General features: G+C 62.2%; 18 protein-coding genes. 9 read left to right on the top strand and 9 right to left on the bottom strand.

The window, feature by feature from the left end:
* Positions 1-1,053: 1,053 nt before the first annotated feature.
* The 5 genes from PG896_RS15750 to PG896_RS15770 all read right to left on the bottom strand — a co-directional run bounded on the left by PG896_RS15750 (position 1,054) and on the right by PG896_RS15770 (position 6,138).
* Positions 1,054-2,040, bottom strand: a complete 987-nt coding sequence (locus tag PG896_RS15750) for a helix-turn-helix transcriptional regulator (protein ID WP_029313511.1) — start codon at positions 2,038-2,040, stop codon at positions 1,054-1,056.
* A gap of 286 nt (positions 2,041-2,326) precedes the next feature.
* Positions 2,327-2,713 carry a SirB2 family protein gene (locus PG896_RS15755; RefSeq protein ID WP_042864580.1) on the bottom strand — a complete coding sequence of 129 codons (387 nt, stop codon included), beginning with the start codon at positions 2,711-2,713 and terminating at the stop codon, positions 2,327-2,329.
* On the bottom strand, positions 2,710-4,566 hold the full coding sequence (locus PG896_RS15760) for a monovalent cation:proton antiporter-2 (CPA2) family protein (protein ID WP_103858882.1): 1,857 nt from the start codon (positions 4,564-4,566) through the stop codon (positions 2,710-2,712). The genes PG896_RS15755 and PG896_RS15760 overlap by 4 nt, the downstream gene beginning before the upstream one ends.
* A gap of 70 nt (positions 4,567-4,636) precedes the next feature.
* Positions 4,637-5,236 (bottom strand): NAD(P)H-dependent oxidoreductase, encoded by a 600-nt coding sequence (locus PG896_RS15765; protein WP_171865602.1) that lies wholly within the window; start codon positions 5,234-5,236, stop codon positions 4,637-4,639.
* 59 nt (positions 5,237-5,295) lie between these two features.
* Positions 5,296-6,138 (bottom strand): LysR family transcriptional regulator, encoded by an 843-nt coding sequence (locus PG896_RS15770; RefSeq protein WP_171865603.1) that lies wholly within the window; start codon positions 6,136-6,138, stop codon positions 5,296-5,298.
* A gap of 140 nt (positions 6,139-6,278) precedes the next feature.
* Here PG896_RS15770 and PG896_RS15775 point away from each other — a divergent pair, with 140 nt between their 5' ends.
* The 6 genes from PG896_RS15775 (at position 6,279) to PG896_RS15800 (ending at position 14,503) form a co-directional block, all read left to right on the top strand.
* The gene (locus PG896_RS15775) at positions 6,279-7,001 is read left to right on the top strand and encodes an SDR family oxidoreductase (RefSeq protein ID WP_202040320.1); all 723 of its coding nucleotides are present in this window, start codon (positions 6,279-6,281) and stop codon (positions 6,999-7,001) included.
* Between the two features lie 76 nt (positions 7,002-7,077).
* A complete protein-coding gene (locus PG896_RS15780) occupies positions 7,078-7,401 on the top strand; it encodes a hypothetical protein (protein WP_069652338.1) in 324 nt (107 codons plus the stop codon).
* A 45-nt stretch (positions 7,402-7,446) separates the two neighbouring features.
* Complete coding sequence (locus PG896_RS15785; protein WP_010672577.1) at positions 7,447-7,878, top strand: DUF411 domain-containing protein; 432 nt, start codon at positions 7,447-7,449, stop codon at positions 7,876-7,878.
* A 288-nt stretch (positions 7,879-8,166) separates the two neighbouring features.
* Entirely contained in the window at positions 8,167-10,332 is a 2,166-nt protein-coding gene (locus tag PG896_RS15790) for a S9 family peptidase (RefSeq protein ID WP_270835898.1), read from the top strand.
* A gap of 547 nt (positions 10,333-10,879) precedes the next feature.
* A complete protein-coding gene (locus tag PG896_RS15795; RefSeq protein ID WP_270835900.1) occupies positions 10,880-11,851 on the top strand; it encodes a TAXI family TRAP transporter solute-binding subunit in 972 nt (323 codons plus the stop codon).
* 87 nt (positions 11,852-11,938) lie between these two features.
* A complete protein-coding gene (locus tag PG896_RS15800) occupies positions 11,939-14,503 on the top strand; it encodes a TRAP transporter permease (RefSeq protein WP_270835901.1) in 2,565 nt (854 codons plus the stop codon).
* 89 nt (positions 14,504-14,592) lie between these two features.
* Here the strand turns inward: PG896_RS15800 and PG896_RS15805 are convergent, their stop codons facing one another.
* Entirely contained in the window at positions 14,593-14,751 is a 159-nt protein-coding gene (locus PG896_RS15805; RefSeq protein WP_005332188.1) for a hypothetical protein, read from the bottom strand.
* Positions 14,752-14,923: 172 nt separating this feature from the next.
* Here PG896_RS15805 and PG896_RS15810 point away from each other — a divergent pair, with 172 nt between their 5' ends.
* A complete protein-coding gene (locus tag PG896_RS15810) occupies positions 14,924-15,550 on the top strand; it encodes a lysoplasmalogenase (protein WP_010672583.1) in 627 nt (208 codons plus the stop codon).
* 60 nt (positions 15,551-15,610) lie between these two features.
* Here PG896_RS15810 and PG896_RS15815 read toward each other — a convergent pair whose 3' ends face one another.
* On the bottom strand, positions 15,611-17,164 hold the full coding sequence (locus PG896_RS15815) for a DHA2 family efflux MFS transporter permease subunit (protein ID WP_161470115.1): 1,554 nt from the start codon (positions 17,162-17,164) through the stop codon (positions 15,611-15,613).
* On the bottom strand, positions 17,164-18,216 hold the full coding sequence (locus tag PG896_RS15820; RefSeq protein ID WP_161470114.1) for an HlyD family secretion protein: 1,053 nt from the start codon (positions 18,214-18,216) through the stop codon (positions 17,164-17,166). The genes PG896_RS15815 and PG896_RS15820 overlap by 1 nt, the downstream gene beginning before the upstream one ends.
* A gap of 97 nt (positions 18,217-18,313) precedes the next feature.
* On the opposite strand from PG896_RS15820, the gene PG896_RS15825 reads away from it, so the two are divergent.
* Together PG896_RS15825 and PG896_RS15830 are read left to right on the top strand one after the other, a co-directional pair.
* Entirely contained in the window at positions 18,314-19,216 is a 903-nt protein-coding gene (locus tag PG896_RS15825; protein ID WP_010672586.1) for a LysR family transcriptional regulator, read from the top strand.
* 243 nt (positions 19,217-19,459) lie between these two features.
* Positions 19,460-19,774 (top strand): putative signal transducing protein, encoded by a 315-nt coding sequence (locus PG896_RS15830; protein ID WP_010672587.1) that lies wholly within the window; start codon positions 19,460-19,462, stop codon positions 19,772-19,774.
* Positions 19,775-19,789: 15 nt separating this feature from the next.
* Here the strand turns inward: PG896_RS15830 and PG896_RS15835 are convergent, their stop codons facing one another.
* Positions 19,790-21,073: a dicarboxylate/amino acid:cation symporter gene (locus tag PG896_RS15835; protein ID WP_041214291.1), complete on the bottom strand. Its 1,284-nt coding sequence runs from the start codon at positions 21,071-21,073 to the stop codon at positions 19,790-19,792.
* Between the last annotated feature and the right edge of the window lie 178 nt (positions 21,074-21,251).

Consider the following 21,251-nt stretch of genomic DNA (forward strand, 5'->3'; position numbering starts at 1 on the left):
AAACGGTGTACACGCAAGCCGGAATCAGCGTTCATTTTAAACCGGAATAGGTGTTCATTTTCGACCGGAATATGCAAAAGGCAAGGAGCGCTACTGTGGCTGCCTCTGGTGGGTATACAAACAGGTTATCAGTGATGCAGATGGCGTGATGTAGGCAGGATCGCTCAGGCTGATTCCATTTTCTGTTGTGTGGCGAGCAAGGGGTGCACAAAAGAAAAGGGGACAGCAGATGCTGTCCCCTCAAGTCATTTCGTCCATTCCCTGAACTGCCATGCTCCCTGCAATCCTTGACGCTATCCTTTCCTTTGGAAATTCCCCTTCCCAATCCGTTGGGGTGTCCTGTGGTCTTCCTAGCCTGGCAATCTGTCCTGATTGCTTCACCCTCTCCTTCCTGGAGGTGTCCATTACCACATCCCGTGGTGTTCCTGCGTCATCCTGACTGATAACCATCCTGGCTATCACGCTTCATCTTGAAGCTGTTCCTGACCGCGTCTTGCGGTGTCTCATCCTTGATGAGTGACAATCCGTGCCACTCAACCTCATCCCGAGGTATCCAACTACCGCATCCTGCGGTTGTCCTGTCGCTCCTTGTGATAACCATCCTGGCTATCAACCCCATCCCGAGGTGTTCCTTGCCCACATCCTGCAGGCTATTCCTTGTTTATGCGCTGTTTCTGCATCCTGCCGAATCAGCTCGTCCTTGTGAGACCCATACTAAGGCAATTGCAGGCTCGAACAAGGTGTGCAATCGGATTGAGCTCCGTGACATATGGTACAGAAATGGGCTGGCGTGGAATATTATCTATGTTTATCAGTTGTTTAGATAGTTTCCATGGAAAGTATACCCAGTGCGGGATGGCTTCACGTACGGTTCAACACTGAGGGGTCTTACAGGGGGAATGGCAGATCTCTTACAAGCAGAAATCGGTAGGAAAACGATGGTACAGCTGCTTCAATCAGGGGTGTAAGAGTTCAAAATTAATTGAATACTTATGCTTTAAAAGTAGACAAAAGCCGAGATAAATCTCGGCTTTGTATTGTCTGCTGGTTTCTTTAGCTGACCCTTGTCCCAGGAGTCGGGTAGGCCTTGCGCAGTGATTCGGGTGCAAGCACCTCCAGGTTGCCGCTCATGTTGTTCAGCCAGGAGCGGAACTCGGGCGTATCCTGCACTTCGGTCTCCACCACCACGCTGCGCTTGTCGTAACGGGTCATGCGCGGGTTATGCCCCGGGATTTGTCCATCGATCAGGGTCGGGCAGTTGGCATCGATGCGCCCGACGAAGCGGATCGGACCGCTGACGTCCTGATAACCCTGGTCGCGGATCAGCTTCTGGATATTGAAGTCCTTCGGCTGGGTCGCGCTGAAGTTGGTCAACTCCACGTTCTTGATGTGATCGAACGGAATGCCGTAGACCTTGGGATCCAGCTCGGAGAGGGTACAGAGCAGGATGGGGCCATCGGGCTGGTTCAGGATGCCGAGGGGATTGATTCGGTCATAGCAGAGCCAGACAGTACGCTCCTTGATGACACGCTGGATCTCGGCGCTGAATTTGCGGCCACGCCAGAGGGCGTCGCGGATCAGAGTGCTGCGGCGGATCTCCGGATTGCCAGCGAAGGGGCGAGGTGACTGGTGCACGCTCTCCAGCCAGCGCTCGGCCAGTTCGCTCTGGCTGTCGCGGATCACCTGACCAGCCTTGTCGATCAGCGGGTTCAATTCGGTCAGCACGCTTGCCGGCAACAGTTGGCTTGCCTGGTCGCTCCAGGTTTTCAGGGCCACTGCCAGCGAGAGCGGCATGATGTTGGCAAAGTCATTGAGACCATGGCGCTCGAAGCACCAGCCATGAGGCTTGCTGCGCTCATCGGAGGTGAGGTCGAACAGTCCCATGCCGGACATCTCTTCCAGGTCCCGTTGCACGGTACGGAGACTGACGTGAATGCCTTCCTCTTCCAGTTTTACCTGGAGTTGGCTGGCGGTCAGCTTGTAAGGGCGGTGCGGGATGCAACGCGCCAAGGTCAGTTGTCGTAACAGCTTCTTACTCATGGTGCATGCCTTCACTGGTTTAGCGTTGAGTGTATCCTAGCCATGGCCTGCGACAGTCTATGTCGCAAGTTTTGCTGCGACAACTGTCGCCATTTTCATACATGAAGAAGCAAGTCATTGATAAATAAAACAAAACAACAGATAAAAGGGGTTGTTTGAGCCCTTTTTTTATTGAAAACAAGCCTTGCGAGGATGCTCGCGACCAGGGTGACAGGAAGGAAATGGAAGCAGTAAGGAGGGGGAGGTGGGAAGGAGGTGGGGGACGGGCCCCCACCTCGACACGTCGTTATGCCAGCCAGGACCAGGCTGATTTGGTGATGGCTGCGCCCACCATGTAGCCGAATACTGCGAGAGCGGCTACTCCGGCCACCAGCTTCTGACCGCGGGCAGGGCGCTTGAGCGCCATGACGCCCAGGCCGATGTAGATCATCAGGGCAATCAGCTTGGCCATCAACCAGGGCTGCTGGCCAGGGCTCATCTGCAGGGTCACCGCCAGCAGCACGCCAAACAGCAGCAGGAAGGTGTCGTTGATGTGGGGCAGCACCTTCAACCATTTCTGTTGCAGCCGCCCGCTGCCCGCCAGCGCCAGGCTCCAGCGGTAGAGGAAGAGCAGCAGGCTGACCAGGGCCAGGGTCATGTGAAGGTGTTTGAGCATGGGGTAATAGGCAATCATGTTGCTTCCTTGTTGTTGTCGGGCAGACCGCTGTTCCATTGATGGGCGTGGGTACGCTCCTGTCCTTCCTGATCGTCTTGCAGCAGGTCGGAGAGGATGTCGCGGTATTGCAGGCTCTTGTTGATATAGGTGTGCTCGTCGTCCAGGTAGTTGACCTGTTCCCGCAGCAGCCGGTTGTCATACTGCTTGAACATCTGCCCCGCACGCCAGGCCTGATTGGCCCTGAATCCCAAGAGGGTGAGTGCTTCTACCCCAAGATCCACGGCCGACCCCAGGGTTTCGCGGTGCACGCTGTCTATCCCGTGGCGCAGGATCTCGTGGGCATGGGGTCTGTCCTGGGCACGGGCCAGTATTCTGAGGTGCGGGAAGTGCTTTTTCACCATCTCGATCACTTCGAGGGAGGTGGCCGGGTCATTGAGGGAGAGCACCAGCAGTTTGGCCTTGTGGGCGCCGGCCGCGTGCAGCAGGTCGAGTCGGCTGGCATCCCCATAAAACACCTGGTAGCCGTACTTTCTCAGCATCTCTATCTGGCTGGCATCCTGCTCCAGGATGGTGGTGCCAATACCATGGCCGTGGAGCAGGCGCCCCACTATCTGACCGAAGCGACCGAAGCCGGCGATGATGACCGGGTGTTCCACCAGCTCGGGCTGTTCATGTTCGGGGGTGTCACTCTGGTTGCGGTAGTCGAACCAGGGCTGGATCACCCGATCGTTGAGGATAAGCAGCAGCGGTGTCAGCGCCATGGAGAGGGCGACGACCAGAGTCAGCAGTGAGATGGTGCTGCCCGGCAGTACCTTGTTCTGGGCGGCGAACGAGAACAGCACGAAGGCGAACTCCCCGCCTTGGGCCAGGGCCAGGGCGAAGGTCCAGCGCTGGTTAGGGGAGAGGCGAATGACAAAGCCGAGCCCCATCAGCACCAGCCACTTGAGCACCATCAGACCGATCACCAGTGCCGGGATCAACAGGGGATGGGCGGCAAAGAGGCTGAAGTCGATGCCGGCACCCACCGACATGAAGAAGAGGCCGAGCAGCAACCCCTTGAACGGCTCTATGTCCGCTTCCAGCTCGTGGCGGTATTCGCTGTCCGCCAGCACCACGCCGGCGAGGAAGGAGCCGAGGGCGGGGGAGAGGCCGACGGATTCCATCAGCACGGCGATGGCGATCACCAGCAGCAGGGCGGCAGCGACGAAGATCTCCCGCATGTGGGACTGGGCGATGGCGCGAAACACCGGCCGCATCAGGTAATGACCACCCAGCACGATGCCGGCGATGGCGGCCACCACCAGCAGGCCGTGCTGCCAGCCTGCCAGCTCCGAGCTGCCGCTGCTGGCGACCGGCGCGATGGCCAGCAGCGGCAGGATCGCCAGGATGGGGATGACGGCGATGTCCTGGAACAGCAACACCGCAAACGCGGAGCGGCCGCTCTCGCTCTGCATCAGTTTGCGCTCCTGTAGGCTCTGCAGCACGATGGCGGTGGAGGAGAGCGCAAGAATGAGACCGATGGCGAGCCCCTGCTGCCAGGGCAGACCCAAAAGATAACCCACCCCGGTCAGGGCGACACTGGTGAGCAGCACCTGCAGACCACCGGTGCCGAGGATGGGCCCTTTCAGTTGCCACAACAGGGCCGGGCGCAGCTCCAGACCGACCAGAAACAGCATCAGCACCACCCCGAACTCGGCGAAGTGCATCACGTCTTTCTGCTCGCCCACCAGACCAAGCAGGAAGGGACCTATGATGATCCCCGCCAGCAGGTAGCCAAGGACGGAGCCCAGCCCCCACCGCTTGGCCAGCGGGACGGCGATCACCGCCGCCGAGAGGTAGATCAGGGCATCAAACAGCAATCCATGTCCCATCAGCGGCTCCTCCTTAACATGATGAATGCCGGTGAGGGCTGGCCGGGCCTGCGCCCGGATCGAGTGTGTGTCATGGGAGTGCCCCCAGCAGATCGCGCAGATAGGGGCTCTCGGCCAGTTGGGCCGGGGTCAGATGCTCGTCACGCAGGGCGCACAGCAGCTGGCGATAGTCCTGGCCGCAGCGGCGCAGCGCCTCGGGATCCTCGAGCTTGTGGAAAGAGTGCAGCACGAAAGGGGGCAGCCAGCGCATGCCGCACAGCTGTGCGGTCTGCTGGAAGGGGAGCAGGAAGTCGAGCAGCGGGCGCTGGTTGTAGCCGGCGCGGCAGTAGGATTCGGGGCCACCCCCCGTGGTGATGGCGCTGAGCCACTGCTTGCCGTTGAGGGCGTGGGCCTCGGGGCCGTAGGCATAGCCGTACTCCAGCACCAGGTCCATCCACTCTTTCATGATGGCCGGGCAGGAGTACCAGTAGAAGGGGTGCTGGAAGACGATGATGTCGTGCTCCGCCAGCAGGGCCTGTTCCCGTTTCACGTTGATGAACATGTCCGGATAGCGCTGGCAGAGATCGTGCAGGGTTATCCCCTCCAGCCCCTCGATGGCATGCAGCAGTTGCTTGTTGGCCCGGGAACTCTGCAGCGCCGGGTGTGAAAAGATGACCAGAATGCGTTTCATGGGATTCCTGAAGAGGGTCTGCTGCCGGCACATGCGACAGATTGTGAGCTGAAACGTTATCAAGAAGCTCCCTGGCCCGCCAGTTCCGGGATCAGTGCGCGCAGCGCCGGATTCAGGGTCTGGTGGGCGGGGTAGCAGAGGCCGATGCGGCGGAACATCCGGGGGGCGCTCACGGGCAGGGTGCACAGGCCCGCTTCGTCCTCCACCAGCCCGTCGGGCAGGAAGCTGATACCCACCCCGGCCAGCACCAGCGCCATCACCAGCCCCTTGCTCTCGGCCTTGGCCACCAGATTGAGGGTGAGCCGGTCACAGGCCAGCAGGCCTATGGTTTGCTGATGGGCTTCGCAGGGGGGGCACTCAATAAAATCATAATGTTGCAACTCAGCCAGCTCGATATGCGCCCTGCCCGCAAGAGGGTGTCCCCTGGGAACGCACAGCACGTACTCCTCTTCCCAGAGCGGCAGGAAGATCTCGTCCTCCCGGCGCAGGGCATCCAGGGTCAGTCGGCAGTCGGCCGGGGTGCCGTAATCGGAGAGGGTGAGATCCAGCTCGGGCAGCACCCCCTGCACCCGCCGAAGCAATCCCGCCAGCCGACGGCGGCTGAGGTCGGGCATGATGGCCATGTTGAGTCTCGCACGCGTCGCCTTCTGGCGAAACAGAGTCGGCAGGCGACGCGCCTCTTCCACCAGCTTGACGGCGTGGGGATAGAGATAGTGGGCCGGATCCTTCGCTTCCACCCCCTTCTTGCCCCGGATGAAGAGGCTGTCCCCCAGGCTCTCTTCGAGCTGGCGAAGGCCGGCGGAGAGGGAGGGTTGGCTCACGTGGCAGCGGGCTGCCGCTGCCGTGATGTTCTTCTCTTCATAAATGGCGATGAAGAAGCGCAGCAATCTCAGGTCCAGCATGGGGATACCATAGTTAATTCAGATGATAACCAGCGGAAAACTATATTTATCGCCGATGGATGTAGCGACTATAGTGACTGGGTCCCGTGCTGGCCAGCCCTTGTTTGACGCCCATTTCAACGCATCAGAAGGAAAACTCCATGTCCAAGTCCCTCGTGGTGATCACCGGCGCGTCCGCCGGGATCGGTGCCGCCATTGCCCGCGCCTTCTCCGCCGCCGGCCATCCGCTGCTGTTGCTGGCCCGCCGGGTCGAGCCCATGCAGGCGCTGAACCTGCCCGATACCCTCTGCATCGGGGTCGATGTCACCGACACCGCCGCCATGAAGGCCGCCGTGGCGCAGGCGGAGGCGCAATTCGGCCCGGTGGGATGTCTGGTCAACAATGCCGGCGTCATGCTGCTGGGGCAGGCCGACGTGCAGGATCCCGCCGAGTGGCAGCAGATGCTCAACATCAACGTGATGGGGGTTCTGAATGGCGTGCATGCGGTACTGGCCGGCATGAAGGCCCGCCGCAGCGGCACCATCATCAACATCAGCTCCATCGCCGGTCGCAAGACCTTCCCGAACCATGCCGCTTACTGCGCCACCAAGTTCGCCGTTCACGCCCTGACCGAAAATATCCGGGAAGAGGTGGCCGATGTGGGCGTGCGGATGGTGACCATCGCTCCGGGCGCGGTGGAGACCGAGCTGCTCAACCACACCACGGACGAGCGCATCAAGTCGGGCTATCACGACTGGAAGGATCAGATGGGAGGCGTCATTGCACCCGAGGTGATCGCCGACGCCGTGCTCTACGCCTGGCACCAGCCGGCCAACGTCTGCGTGCGGGAGATCGTGCTGGCAGCCACCCGTCAGCAACCCTGATGCAAACGGGGGAGGGGTTGACCCTCCCCCTGGGCCAAGGGTTACCATAGGCCCTCTTTCGTCATTGAGTCGTCTCATGGTCCTGACCCGTCGCCAACTCGCTCGCGCCCGCCGCTGGCTCCCACTGTGGAGTCTGGTGCTGGTGCTGATGTCGTTTGGCAGCCGTGCGGCCACCGATCTCTGTACCCTGACGCCCCATTGCAGCCAGAGCGAGCGTACCCTGGAAAAAGCCATGCCCTGCGGCAGCTTCACCTCGGCGCTCGCCATGACGGTGCTCACCAACGACAGCCTGACGGTTGCCCGGCTTGAGCCCGACAGGCCGACATACCTCTCTCCCTCTCTGTTCATGCCGGAGGCGCCCCTGAAGCGTCTCGAGCGTCCGCCCCGTCACCACGGCTGAGTCGAGTTTCCCTTTCCGGGCATTTCTTCTTAACCGAGGTGAGATATGTACAAGTCCCTGTTACTGGCCGTGCTGGCCGGTACCGTCAGTTTTTCTGCTCTGGCAACCGGGCAGATGACCGTCTACAAGTCCCAGTATTGCGGTTGCTGCAAGACCTGGATCAAGCACATGGAAGAGAACGGCTTTGAGGTCAAGGTCGTGGAAACCGAGCAGCTTGACCCGATCAAGCAGCAGCATGGCATCACCCCGCAGCTGGCCTCCTGCCACACCGGGGTGGTGAACGGCTATGTGGTGGAGGGGCATGTGCCCGCTGCCGACGTGCAGAAGCTGCTCAAGGAAAAACCGGCGATCCGCGGTCTGACCATTCCGGGGATGCCCCAGAGTGCGCCGGGCATGGATATTCCGGGTCAGCCCTATCAGGTGCTGAGCATCAGTGACGAGGGCGCGACCAAAGTCTGGTCGAGCTACCCCGGCTGATGGATGCTGACCGTGAGCAGACACACTTCCATCATGTGAGGCACACCTGAGCGAACCCGTGTCGCCCACGGTCAGGGAGGAGGGCCGCCATCGCGAGATGGCGGCCCTTTTTCGTCGATTTGGGGGGGAATGTCCGGGGAGCCCTTGCAACCCCGGGCGACAAGGGGCAGATTGATCGCCAATTTTTATTTTCTCAGGGACGCTTTTCCCACTGCCTGCCGGTGTGCCGTCTGGATGCGTGCAGCACCAGCGGGAGGGGCGGCCCTGTGACAGCGCAAAGGATGCGACATGTTCACCTTTTCCCGGGGGTTGCTGCTGGCTTGCCTGCTTGCTGCGCCCTGTTCCCATGCCAACGAAGAGTCCGCCATGCCTACAAGCGATACTTCCACCCAGCCTGTCATTGTCCCCCCGGTGGCTGCCAAGCACCCCCATACCCTGAAAAAACACGGGGACACGCGCGTCGACAACTACTACTGGCTGCGTGACGACGAGCGGCAGAAGCCCGAGGTGCTGGACTATCTCAAGGCCGAGAATGCCTACACCGAGGCCATGCTTGCACCGATCAAGCCGCTGCGCGAGCAGCTCTACAAGGAGATGGTGGCCCGTATTCCCCAGCAGGACGAGTCTGTCCCCTATGTGAAGAACGGCTACCGCTATCAGACCCGTTACGAGCCGGGCAAGGAGTACGCCATCTACTCCCGCAGCAAGGTGGAAGGGGACGGGGCGCCCACCCTGCTGCTGGATGGCAACCAGCGCGCCGAAGGCCACGAGTTCTATGCCCTCGGGGCGCTCGAGGTGAGCCGCAACAACCGCTGGCTGGCGGTGGCGGAAGATTATCTCTCCCGCCGTCAATACAGGATCCAGTTCCTCGATCTGGAGAGCGGCGCCTGGGCCGCCGACACCCTCGAGAACACCTCCGGCAACCTGGTGTGGGCCAACGACAGCAAGACGGTCTTCTACGTGCGCAAGCACCCCAAGACCCTGCTGCCCTACCAGGTCTATCGCCACGAGCTGGGCACGGACCCCGCGAAGGATACCCTGGTCTACGAGGAGAAGGACGACTCCTTCTATGTGAGCCTCTACGCCACCACCTCGGAAGATTTCATCGTCATCTCCCTCTCCAGCACCACCACCAGCGAGGCGCGCCTCATTGATGCCAATGTGCCGGGCCAGACGCCACGCCTGTTCCTGCCCCGCCAGGTGGATCACGAATACAGCCTGGATCACTACCGCGGCCGCTTCTATGTGCGCTCCAACAAGGACGGCAAGAACTTCGGCCTCTATGAGACCAAGGAGAGCCCGGTGGATCGCTGGAAGGCGGTGATCGCCCCCAATCCGGACGTGCTGCTGGAGAGCTATGCCCTGTTCAGGGACTGGCTGGTGCTGGAGGAGCGCAGCCAGGGGTTGACCCGGTTGCGTCAGGTCAACTGGCAGAGCGGCGAACAGAAGGAGATCGCCTTCGACGATCCCGCCTATGTCACCTGGCTTGCCTACAACCCGGAGCCGGACACCAGCGCCCTGCGCTATGGCTACTCCTCCATGACCACGCCGTCCTCCACCTACGAGCTGGACATGGACAGCGGCAAGCGGACTCTGCTCAAGCAGCAGCCGGTGGCGGGCTTCATGCCTGCGCAATATGCCAGTGAGCGGCTCTGGATCACCGCCCGTGACGGCGTGGCCGTGCCGGTGTCGCTGGTCTATCGCAAGGACAAGTTCAAGAAGGCAGGGGGTGGTGCAGGCACCAATCCCCTGCTGGTCTACGGCTATGGCTCCTACGGCGCCAGCATGGACCCGGACTTCAGCAGCTCACGCCTGAGCCTGCTGGACCGGGGCTTCGTCTACGCCATCGCCCATATCCGGGGTGGCGAGGAGCTGGGCCGCACCTGGTATGAAGAGGGCAAGCTGCTCAAGAAGCAGAACACCTTCAACGACTTCATCGACGTGACCGAGGCGTTGGTGGCGCAAGGCTACGGCGCCAGGGATCAGGTCTATGCCATGGGAGGCAGCGCCGGCGGCCTGCTGATGGGGGCCGTCATCAACCAGGCGCCCCAGCTCTATCGCGGCGTGGTGGCCCAGGTGCCCTTCGTCGACGTGGTCACCACCATGCTGGACGAGTCCATTCCCCTCACCACAGGGGAGTATGACGAGTGGGGCAACCCGAACAAGAAGCGCTACTACGACTACATGAAGGCCTACAGCCCCTACGATCAGGTCAAGGCCCAGGCCTACCCGAATCTGCTGGTGACCACGGGGCTGCACGACTCCCAGGTGCAGTACTGGGAGCCGGCCAAGTGGGTGGCCAAGCTGCGTGAGCTGAAGACGGACGACAACCAGTTGCTGCTCAGCACCGACATGGAGGCCGGTCACGGCGGCAAGTCGGGCCGTTTCAAGGCCTATGAGGACATCGCCCTGGAGTTCGCCTTCATTCTGGAGCTGGCCGGCAGCAAGGCGTGATGGCCGGGCCCAAATGAAATCAGCTTGTTACCAAACCCCGTTCCGGCAGCCCCGGATCGGGGTTTTTGCATCTTGGCGACAAAAGCGTCATTAACGTCGTGTTTATGCTGTTCAGTATGCATTTCGCAATATAACGGACCAGGTTTCTAATCCTTGCCAGTCAAGGGTTGCGAAAGAATCTGGGCGTGCTTTTTATTGCTTCCCTTTGATAGTTCATGTAATTAATCTGCCCTTGAGAAATGAATGATCCGCTTCAAACTTCTCGCTATTTAAATCCGCCATTTTGCTGTTTTGTTTGATTTATGTTGGTGTTATGTGCTTAATCGGAGCGTTAATGCTTTTGAACTGACCCGTTTCTGGTCAGATCACCTCCGATCGGCATGACGCTGATTATCTCACCGCAGGATGATGGTGGCTTTTGGAAGGGCGCGTGCCGCTCGACCATTTCCTCGTACGAGGTCGTATAGGCGAACCCCGTCTTGGTGCGGGTCTGTCTCATATTCTCCCGGGAAACGGGTGAAATAAATCAATGAAAAGGATGAAGAACATGAAAGGATTATCCTTGGCGTGCGCCTTGTCGGCGGCTCTGGTCGGTGTGTCGTTTGGTGGTCCGGTGCAAGCGCAGGAGCGCTTCGTGACCATAGGCACCGGCGGTCAGACCGGCGTCTACTACGTGGCGGGCCAGTCCATCTGCCGCTTCCTCAACCGCGGCGCCGCCGATCACCAGATCAAGTGCAACGCCCCGGCCAGTGGCGGTGGTGTTGCCAACGTCAACGGCATCCGCTCCGGAGAATTCAACTTCGGCATCATGCAGTCCGACCACCAGTACAAGGCGATGAAGGGCGTCGAGCCGTTCAAGGCCGAAGGTCCGATGGATGACATCCGCGCCGTCTTCTCCCTGCAGAGCGAAGTGTTCACCATCCTGGCCCGCAAGGACGCCAAGATTGCCAGCTTCGACGACCTGAAGGGCAAGCGCGTCAACATCGGCAACCCGGGTTCCGGTCAGCGTGACACCTTTGAAGAGATCATGACCGTGAAGGGCTGGGACAAGTCCGTGTTCAGCCTGGTCTCCGAGCTCAAACCCGCCGAGCAGGCCTCTGCCCTGGGTGACAACAACATCGACGCCATGAGCTACTTCGTCGGCCACCCGAACGGTGCCATCCAGGAAGCCTCCACCACCACCGACACCGTGCTGGTGCCGGTGACCGGCCCCGAGATCGACAAGCTGCTGGCCGAGAAGAGCTACTACAGCAAGGCCGAGATCCCGGGTGGCCTGTACAAGGGCAGCCCGACCCCGACCCCGTCCATCGGTGGCAAGGCTGTGCTCTCCACCAGTGCCAAGGCCGATCCGGAAGTGGTCTACCAGCTGGTCAAGTCCGTGTTCGACAACCTGGATCGCTTCAAGCGCCTGCACCCGGCCTTCGCCGACCTGAAGGAAGCCGACATGATCAAGGTGGGTCTCTCCGCCCCGCTGCATGAAGGCGCGGTGCGCTACTACAAGGAACGTGGCTGGATGTAATCCGGTTGCGGTTTCGGATGTGCCCCAGACTCGCTCCTCCCTCGGGGGGGCGAGTCTCATTTATTGCAGTACCAACAGAGCCACACTATGCAGCAAACACAACAACAAGAGGCGCTCTCGGCCGAGGAGCTGATCGCCCAGGATGTGGGAGCCCGCCTGCCGGTGGGCACCATGAGCTGGATCATCGCGGGTCTTGCGCTGATCTGGTCCCTGTTCCAGCTCTGGATCGCTTCGCCGCTGCCGTTCTCTCTCGGCATCGGTGTTCTCAACGACACTGAAACACGCTCGATTCACCTGGCTTTCGCCATCCTGCTCGCCTATCTGGTGTTCCCGGCCATGCGCAGCTCGCCGCGCGACCGCGTGCCGCTCGGTGACATCGCCCTCGGCCTCATCGGCGCCGCCGTCGCCAGCTACCTGTTCATCATGTATGAGCAGCTGGCCCAGCGCCCCGGCAACCTGACCACCATGGACTTCGTGGTCGCCTGTATCGGCATTCCGCTGCTGCTGGAAGCCGCCCGCCGTGCCCTCGGCCCGGCCCTGGCGGTGATCGCCATCGTCTTCCTGGCCTACAGCCTGGCCGGTCCCTGGATGCCCTCCCTGCTGGCGCACCGCGGGGTGAGCCTGCACGCGCTGGCCAACCACCAGTGGATCACCACCGAAGGGGTGTTCGGCATCGCCCTCGGGGTCTCCACCAGCTTCGTCTTCCTGTTCGTGCTGTTTGGCGCCCTGCTCGAGCGCGCCGGTGCGGGCCACTACTTCATCCAGCTCGCCTTCAGCCTGCTCGGCCACCTGCGCGGCGGCCCGGCCAAGGCGGCCGTGGTCGCCTCGGCCCTGACCGGCGTCATCTCCGGCTCCTCCATCGCCAACGTGGTGACCACGGGCACCTTCACCATCCCCATGATGAAACGGGTCGGTTTCTCCAAGGAGAAGGCCGGCGCGGTGGAAGTGGCCTCTTCGGTCAACGGCCAGATCATGCCGCCGGTCATGGGGGCTGCGGCCTTCCTGATGGTGGAGTACGTGGGCATCCCCTATGTGGAGATCATCAAGCATGCCTTCCTGCCGGCGGCCATCTCCTACATCGCCCTGCTCTACATCGTGCACCTCGAGGCGCTCAAGCTCGGGATGCAGCCCATCGGCAACCGTCAGCCGCGCCCCTGGCTGCGTCGCCTGACCGGCTTCGCCTTCGGTGCCGCCCTCATCAGCGGCCTCTCCATGGCGGTCTACTACGGTCTGGGCTGGCTCAAGCCGGTACTGGGTGACTATGCCCTGCCGGGGATCAGCGTGCTGCTGGCCGTCGCCTATCTCGGACTGCTGAAGATCGCCGCGAGCAACGCACCGCTGCCGGCGGAAGACCCGGACAAGCCACTGGACGAGCTGCCCGAGACCCGCGCCGTGCTGCTCTCCGGCCTGCACTTCCTGCTGCCCGTGGTGGTGCTGGTGTGGTGTCTGATGGTGGAGCGCCTCTCCCCCGGGCTGTCGGCCTTCTGGGGGTCGGTGATGCTCATCATCATCCTGCTGACCCAGCGACCGCTGCTGAACTGGCTGCGCACCGACGGCAAGCATGACTACGGCTCCTTCACCGATGGCGTGGTGGACCTGCGCGAGGGGCTGATTGCCGGTGCCCGCAACATGATCGGCATCGGCATTGCCACCGCTACTGCCGGCATCATCGTCGGGGCCGTCTCCCAGACCGGCGTCGGCCTGGTGCTGGCGGATCTGGTGGAGTTCCTCTCCATGGGCAACCTGCTGCTCATGCTGATCCTCACCGCCCTGCTGAGCCTCATCCTCGGCATGGGGCTGCCGACCACTGCCAACTACATAGTGGTATCGAGCCTGCTGGCGCCGGTGATCGTCACCCTGGGTCAGCAGAACGGCCTCATCGTGCCGCTCATCGCGGTGCACCTGTTCGTCTTCTACTTCGGCATCATGGCGGACGTGACCCCGCCGGTGGGGCTGGCCTCGTTCGCCGCGGCCGCCGTCTCCAAGGGCGACCCCATCAAGACCGGGATCACGGCGTTCTACTACAGCCTGCGTACCGCGGCGCTGCCGTTCCTGTTCATCTTCAACACCGATCTGCTGCTCATCAACGTGGACTTCGCCCACGGCGTACTGATCTTCTTCGTGGCCACCATCGCCATGCTGATCTTCGCTGCCGCCACCCAGGGCTTCTTCCTGGTGAAGAGCCGCTGGTACGAGAGCGTGCTGCTGCTGCTGGTGGCCTTCACCCTGTTCCGTCCTGGCTTCTGGATGGATCTGCTGCACGACCCATATCGCGACACCGCCCCGGCCGAGCTGGTCCAGACCATGGGGCAGGTGGAGGCCGAGAGCACCCTGCGCCTGCGCATGGAAGGGGAAGATGCGGTGGGCAAGTTGCGCCGCTTCACCGTGCTGCTGCCGGTGCCGGATGGCGCGAGCGGTGAGGATCGTCTGGCCAAGCTGGGGATCCAGACCTATGAGCAGGACGGCAAGATCCTGATCGACACCGTCACCTTCGGCAGCCAGGCGGCCGATCTGGGGCTGGAGATGGATCAGCAGATCCTGAGCGTCAAGGCGCCCACCGAGCGCTGGCCCAAGGAGCTGATGTGGCTGCCGGGCTTCCTGCTGTTCGGGGCCGTGGTCTGGCTGCAACGCCGCCGGGTCGCTCGGCCCTGATCATCACCCAATAAAAAACGGCGCCTTCGGGCGCCGTTTTTTTATGCTGGGCCGTGATGCCGGCCGCTTCGGGCCATCAGTCCAGGGCATCAGTTGGACTGGGTCTGCTTCTGTTTTTGCAGTTGGTCGAGGGTCTGCTGCTCCTGCGGGCTGAGGCCAAGCTGCTCGCAGGCCTGTTCAAAGCTGATGCCAAGATGGCACATCATGATGTCGATAGCGGGCAGGTAGTTGGTCATAGCGTCTTCCATGGTGATCCTCCAGAGCTGTCTCTTATGCCCGAGGGCGGGGATGGGGGCAATTAGACTTTAGGTGTAGGGTGCCATCTGCTTCAGCCTCTGCCACTGGCCGGGGGAATTTGCTACTCTTGCGGGCACTAAAGAGGTTGCCGCCCCAGGGCGAGCAGCCGGTGAGGAGCAGGGCATGTTATTGAGTTTCTTGATCATCGCATCGGGCTGGTGGCACATCCGCGCGGCTTACGGCTCAGACTCCCGTCAGTTCTACATCAGCAAACCCCTGACCATGCTGTTCATCATCGCCCTGGCGTTTGGCTACCAGAGCGACGATCACAACGGCTCCCACGCCTGGATCCTGCTCGGTCTCTGCCTGTCGCTGGCGGGGGACGTGCTGCTGATGCTGCCACGGGATCGCTTCATCCAGGGGCTGGCGGCATTTTTTGTCGCTCACCTCTGCTACATCGTCGGTTTCGCCCAGGGGCCCCTGGTGCTCAAGCTGGTGGACGGCCTGCTGCTGTTGCTGGTGGCCGGCATGGTGTTCGGGCTCCTGTGGGGCCAGCTCGGCGAGATGAGGATCCCCGTCTTCTGCTACATGCTGGTAATCATCGCCATGGCCTGGGTGGCTGCCGGTGCCTGGCATGCCTCTCTCACTGCCGGCAGCGCCGCCGCCCTGGTGGGGGCGCTGATGTTCCTCTTCTCCGACAGCATGCTGGCGCTGGACAGATTCCGCCGCCCCTTCCCCCATGCCACGGCCTGGATCATGAGCAGCTACTTCGCGGCCCAGTTCCTGATCGCCGCCTCCCTGGCGGGCTGACTGGCGGGCAGCCATGAAAAACGGGCCTTCTGGCCCGTTTTGCTATGTGATCCCCACCTTTCACGCCTCGACCGGTTCTGCGTCAGGGTCCCTCGGGGCCGGCTGCTTGAGCAGCAGCATCAGGGCGCTGGCGACGAGCAGGAAGATACCCATCACGTAGAACACCTGGTTGTAGGCCATGATGGCCGCCTCGCGGCTGATGGTGTTCGACAGCATGGCCCGGGCCTGCAACTGGGCCTGCTCCGGCCCGGCTCCCTGGGCCATCATGTTCTGGGCCAGCTGCATCAGATAGGCCTGCCCCTCGATGCTGGTGGCGGCCAGGGTGCTGCCGATCTGGCTGACATGAGTCCGGGTGTCGTTGTCGATCAGGGTGGCGATGATGGCGATGCCGAAGGCGCCCCCCAGGTTGCGCAGTACGTTGAGCAGGGTCGAGGAAGAGGGGATCTCGTCCGGCGTCAGGCTGGCGGTCGCCACCAGGGAGAGGGGCACCATGATGAAGGGCTGCCCCAGGGCCCGCACGATGAGGGACTGGATCAGCTGGGGCCCGGCGTAGTCGGCATTCATGTTCACGTTCATGAAGCAGCTGATGGCGAAGACCAGAAAGCCGAAGCTCACCAGATAGCGCGGATCTATCTTGTGGGTCAGCTTGGGCACCAGGGGGAGCACCAGCAACTGGGGCAACCCCATCCACATCAGCACTTCACCGATTTCCAGGGCGTTGTAGTTGTGGATCTGGGTCATGTAGAGGGGCAGCACATAGATGGAGCCCATCAACCCCATGCCTAGCACCAGGTAGGCGAAGCAGGCCAGGGCGAAGCGCGGGTTGTGCAGCAGCCGCAGGTTGACCAGGGGGTGGCGGCGCAGCAACTGGCTGATGACGAAGAACACCAGGGCCACCACCGAGATGACGGTGAGCCGCACGATGAAGCTCGAGCCGAACCAGTCCTCCCGGTTGCCCTCTTCCAGCACCACCTCCAGGAGTCCGAGCCCCACCGCCATGGTGAGGATACCGATGAGATCCACCCGCTTGATCACCTCCCAGTCCACGGGCTTCCTGTCCAGTCCGTGGGCCAGCATGGCCATCACCAGCAGGCCGGGCGGCACGTTCAGATAGAAGATGTAGTGCCAGGACATCTGCTCCGTCAGCCAGCCCCCCAGGGTCGGACCGATGGCGGGGGCGAAGGTGGCGCACAGGCCGAATAGCGCCATGCCGGTGGCTCGCTTGTGCAGCGGCAGCAGGCTGACGATGAGGGAGAAGGCCATGGGGATCAGGGCCCCGCCGGTAAAGCCCTGCAGCGCCCGAAAGACGATCATGCTGGTGAGGTTCCAGCTGAACGAGCAGAGCACGGAGGCGACGATGAAGGCGCCCGTGGTCCACAGCAGGTAGCGCTGCACGCTCAGTCCCCGGCTCAGCCAGCCGCTCAGCGGAATGGCGATCATCTCCGCCACCAGATAGGAGGTGGAGATCCAGGAGCTCTCGCTCAGGGTGGCCGAGAGCGCCCCCTGAATGTCTTTCAGGGAGGCGTTGGTGATCTGGATGTCGAGGATGGCCATGAAGGCGCCGATGAGGCCCCCCATGACCGCGATCCAGTTGCGGCGTGGTATGGCGTCCATCAGTGGGCGGCCACCACGGGATCAGGGGTGCGGGTGTCGACGATCACCTCGGTGGAGAGGCCGGGCAGCAGCTTGCCCGCCAGGGCGCCCGGATCCGGGATGCGGATCTTGACCGGTACCCGCTGCACGATTTTGGTGAAGTTGCCGGTGGCGTTTTCCGGCGGCAGCAGGGCGAACTTGGCGCCGGTGGCCGGAGAGAGGCTGTCGATGATCCCCTCGACCGGTTGATCCGGATAGGTATCCAGGATCACCTCCACCTTCTGGCCCGGCTGCATGTGCTGCAACTGGGTCTCCTTGAAGTTGGCCTCGACCCACACCTGGCTCAGGGGCACCAGGCTGGCCACCTGCATACCGGACTGGACGTAGAGCCCTTCCCGGAGGCTGCGTTTGCCGATGATGCCATCAGCGGGGGCTCGCAGCTCGGTGTAGCCGAGTTCCAGCCTGGCCTGTTCAAGCTGGGCTTCGCTCAATGCCAGCCTGGCCTGGTTCTGCTTGGCTTCGGCATCCAGCACCAGCAGCCGCTCGCGGGCGGCCTGCAGGGCGGCTTTGGCCTCCAGTGCCTGGGCCTGGTTGACCTGCAAGCCGGCGCGCACCTCGTCCAGGCTGTCCTGGGAGCTGTAGTGACGCTCATTGAGCTGGCTGACCCGGCGCACCTGCTGCTGGGCCCGGACCTGTTCGGCATTGGCCGAGCTGACTTTTGCCTCGGCCTGGCGGATGAGGCTCAACTGCTGGATACGGGTGGCGGCGAGGTTATCCGCCGTCGCCTGGTTGAGGTGCAGATCGGCCTCGGCCTCCGCCACCTTGGTCCTGTATTCGCGGTCGTCGAGCCGGGCGATGAGCTGGCCGGCCTTCACCGCCTGGTTGTCGGTCACCAGTACTTCGCTGATGTAGCCGGAGAGCTTGGAACCGATGCCGGTCACCTCGCTTTGCAGGTAGGCGTTGTCGGTGCTCTCGAAGTAGCGGCCATGCAGATACCAGTAACCGGCAAACAGCAGGCCGAGCAGGGCCAGCACCAGGGCGGCCAGCAGGGGGATCTTCTTGTGTTGACTCATGATATTGGTTTTCCTGAACTGTGGCGGGCAGGCTAACATCGTGCAACTGTTTCGATTAGTATCCATTCATGAGATATACAGTTTCACTGGTGAAACAATGGACCTGAATGCTGCCTTAATCCTCGTTCGTATCGTCGACAAGGGCTCCTTTACCGCCGCTGCCCAGGAGCTGGGCATGACCAAGGCGACGGTGAGCCGCCGCATCGCCGAGCTGGAGCAGCGTCTCGGCGCACGGCTGCTCTATCGCTCCACCCGGCAGCTCACCCTGACGGAAGCCGGTGAACAATATTATCTACGCTGCAGCAAGGCGGTGGAGGAGCTGGCCCAGGCCGAGCTGATGCTCAGTGCCAGCCAGCAGGAGGTGACGGGGACCCTCAAGCTGGCGGTGCCCATCGAGACGGGACAGCTGGTGGTGGGCAGGCTGGTGGCGAACTTCCTGCAAGCCTATCCGGGCATGAAGGTGGAGCTGGAGCTGACCAACCGCATCGTGGATCCCATCAGCGAGGGGCTGGATGCCATCGTGCGGGTCGGCGACATGAGCGACTCCAACCTGGCGGCGCGGCGTCTCTGGAGCACCGAGCGGCTGCTGTGCGCCAGCCCGGACTATCTGGCGCGCCACCCGGTGATCCAGAGGCCCGCCGATCTGGTGCATCACGAGCGGATCGCGGTCAGCACGGGGTTCCTCGCCTCGCACTGGTGTTTCGAGCTGGATGATCGCGAAGTGCTGGTGGATCCCCCGTCCCGCTTCCAGGTCAACAACATCACCTGTGCCAGGGAGGCGGCGAAGGCGGGGCTGGGGCTGGCTTCCCTGCCTGCCATGCTGTGCCATGATGAGCTGGCGAACGGGACGCTGGTCTCCTTGCTGCCGGAGTGGCAGCAACCCAGGGTACCCATCTACCTGCTGTTTCCTGAGCGGCGCCTGATGCCGCGCAAGCTGAGGGCATTCATCGATTTTCTGGTGGCCAACGGCCCGGCTTACGGTATCGACAAGCTGCTGTAAGGGTTTCGAGGACAACGTATGGAGCGGTGGATGAATCTGTATCGGGCATCTCGCTCCCGGAAGATGCTCGCCCTGGAATAATGATGGTAGTGCTGGTGATGACGGCACTGGCAAGGGTTTCGAGGACAACGTATGGATCGGTGGATGAATCTGTATCGGGCATCTCGCTCCCGGAAGATGCTCGCCCTGGAATGATGGTAGTGCTGGTGATGACGGCACTGGCAAGGGTTTCGAGGACAACGTATGGATCAGTGGATTAACTTGTATCGCGCCTCTCACTCCCTGGAGGCGCATGCCCTGAAAGGGGCCTTGGAGGTAGAGGGAGTCAGGGTGCGCCTCAGCGGCGAAGGGCTCTCCGGCGCGCTCGGGGAGCTGCCGGTGGATCTGCTGCAAGTGACCCTGATGGTGAACGAGCGGGATCGTCAGCGGGCGGGCCGGATCATCGAGCGCTACCAGCAGCGCCAGGGCAACGGCTGGCTGTGCGGCCAGTGCGGGGAGGAGAACGGCGCCAACTTCGATATCTGCTGGCGCTGCCATCACGATCCCCAGGATCATTGAACGCCCCTCGCGCCCTCAGCGCAGGGTGAAGTCGATGTCATCCCCCGCATGGGCATCGTGGTAGGTGGCGAGATCCAGCTCCTTCTCGCTGCGGGCGATGAGCACGGAGACCAGGATGTCGCCGGAGACGTTGACCGTGGTGCGCGCCATGTCGAGGATCCGGTCTATGCCGGCGATGAGCGCCACCCCTTCCAGAGGCAGTCCCACGGCAGTGAGGGTCAGGGTCAGCAACATCAGCCCGGTACCGGGTGTGCCCGCCGTGCCGATGCTGGCCAGCGTGACGATGCTGATGATGGTCAGGTAGTCCACCAGATGCAGATCCACCCCGAAGGCCTGGGCCACGAACAGGGCGGTGACCCCCTGATAGAGGGCGGTGCCATCCATGTTGATGGTGGCGCCGATGGGCAGCACCTTGGCGGTGATGGCGGGGGAGACCCCGAGCCTGCGTTCGGCGCAGGCCAGGCTGATGGGCAGGGTACTGCTGCTTGAACTGCTGGTGAAGGCCACCGCCTGGGCATCGACGATGCTCTTGAAGTAGTGCAACGGGTTGAGGCGCGCCATCAGGAGCAGCAGGCTGCTGTAGACGCCGAGCACGTGGAGCAGGCAGCCGAGGTAGACGGCGCCGATCACCTTGAGCAGCGGCAACAGCAGGCTGACGCCGTACTTGCCGGTCATCCAGGCCATCAGGGCGCAGACGCCATAGGGGGCCAGGGCCATCACCATCTGGGTCAGCTTGAACATTCCCTCCGCCAGAGAGGTAAAGAACAGGATGGCGGGGCGGCCGCGTCGCCCGGTGGCGTTGAGGGCGAGAGCGAGGGCCACGGCGAACACGATCACCTGCAATATCTTGCCATCGCCCATGGCCTGCACCGGGTTGCGCGGCACCAGGTGGCTCAGCACGCTGGCCAGGGTAGGTTGCTGCGCCATGGCGCCCCGTTCATAAGGACCCATATTGGCGCCCATGCCCGGCTCCAGCAGCCAGCCCATCATCAGGCCGATGCAGATGGCGACGGCGGTGGAGCAGAGATAGAAGCCGATGGCCTTGCCGGCGATGCGGTCGAGCCGCTTGCCCTTGAGCAGGGCGGTGAGGCCTGCCAGGACGGAACAGAAGATGAGGGGCACCATCAGCATCTGGATGGTGTTGACGAACAGGACGCCGATGGGCTTGAGCAGCAGGGCCTGCTCGCTGAAGCAGAGTCCCAGACCTATCCCGGTCAGCATGCCGAGCAGAGTCTTCAACCAGAGCGGGCGACGGGTCCAGATCCGCCAGGGTTTGAAGACCAATCCATGGAACAGCATGACGCCAATGTCCTTATTTTCTGTCTGCGGTGGCAAAAAGGGGCGACAGTGTAGCCATCCCCCCGTCAGGTTGCCACATTATCGACAAAGCGGCGCTCACGACCAGCCCGCTGGCGTTAAAAAAGGCGTTTTGTTGGCCTATATCAAAAACCCTCTCCGGGCTTCGGGCTTTAATTGT

Origin of the sequence: Aeromonas sp. QDB30 (genome assembly GCF_027707645.1) — a bacterium.
Taxonomy (GTDB): Bacteria; Pseudomonadota; Gammaproteobacteria; order Enterobacterales; family Aeromonadaceae; genus Aeromonas; species Aeromonas caviae.

What these genes read in the sequence shown, in the direction of transcription:
- PG896_RS15750 (WP_029313511.1), bottom strand. Translation starts at nt 2,040, where the DNA reads ATGAGTAAGAAGCTGTTACGACAACTGACCTTGGCGCGTTGCATCCCG.
- PG896_RS15755 (WP_042864580.1), bottom strand. Translation starts at nt 2,713, where the DNA reads ATGATTGCCTATTACCCCATGCTCAAACACCTTCACATGACCCTGGCC.
- PG896_RS15760 (WP_103858882.1), bottom strand. Translation starts at nt 4,566, where the DNA reads ATGGGACATGGATTGCTGTTTGATGCCCTGATCTACCTCTCGGCGGCG.
- PG896_RS15765 (WP_171865602.1), bottom strand. Translation starts at nt 5,236, where the DNA reads ATGAAACGCATTCTGGTCATCTTTTCACACCCGGCGCTGCAGAGTTCC.
- PG896_RS15770 (WP_171865603.1), bottom strand. Translation starts at nt 6,138, where the DNA reads ATGCTGGACCTGAGATTGCTGCGCTTCTTCATCGCCATTTATGAAGAG.
- PG896_RS15775 (WP_202040320.1), top strand. Translation starts at nt 6,279, where the DNA reads ATGTCCAAGTCCCTCGTGGTGATCACCGGCGCGTCCGCCGGGATCGGT.
- PG896_RS15780 (WP_069652338.1), top strand. Translation starts at nt 7,078, where the DNA reads ATGGTCCTGACCCGTCGCCAACTCGCTCGCGCCCGCCGCTGGCTCCCA.
- PG896_RS15785 (WP_010672577.1), top strand. Translation starts at nt 7,447, where the DNA reads ATGTACAAGTCCCTGTTACTGGCCGTGCTGGCCGGTACCGTCAGTTTT.
- PG896_RS15790 (WP_270835898.1), top strand. Translation starts at nt 8,167, where the DNA reads ATGTTCACCTTTTCCCGGGGGTTGCTGCTGGCTTGCCTGCTTGCTGCG.
- PG896_RS15795 (WP_270835900.1), top strand. Translation starts at nt 10,880, where the DNA reads ATGAAAGGATTATCCTTGGCGTGCGCCTTGTCGGCGGCTCTGGTCGGT.
- PG896_RS15800 (WP_270835901.1), top strand. Translation starts at nt 11,939, where the DNA reads ATGCAGCAAACACAACAACAAGAGGCGCTCTCGGCCGAGGAGCTGATC.
- PG896_RS15805 (WP_005332188.1), bottom strand. Translation starts at nt 14,751, where the DNA reads ATGGAAGACGCTATGACCAACTACCTGCCCGCTATCGACATCATGATG.
- PG896_RS15810 (WP_010672583.1), top strand. Translation starts at nt 14,924, where the DNA reads ATGTTATTGAGTTTCTTGATCATCGCATCGGGCTGGTGGCACATCCGC.
- PG896_RS15815 (WP_161470115.1), bottom strand. Translation starts at nt 17,164, where the DNA reads ATGGACGCCATACCACGCCGCAACTGGATCGCGGTCATGGGGGGCCTC.
- PG896_RS15820 (WP_161470114.1), bottom strand. Translation starts at nt 18,216, where the DNA reads ATGAGTCAACACAAGAAGATCCCCCTGCTGGCCGCCCTGGTGCTGGCC.
- PG896_RS15825 (WP_010672586.1), top strand. Translation starts at nt 18,314, where the DNA reads ATGGACCTGAATGCTGCCTTAATCCTCGTTCGTATCGTCGACAAGGGC.
- PG896_RS15830 (WP_010672587.1), top strand. Translation starts at nt 19,460, where the DNA reads ATGGATCAGTGGATTAACTTGTATCGCGCCTCTCACTCCCTGGAGGCG.
- PG896_RS15835 (WP_041214291.1), bottom strand. Translation starts at nt 21,073, where the DNA reads ATGCTGTTCCATGGATTGGTCTTCAAACCCTGGCGGATCTGGACCCGT.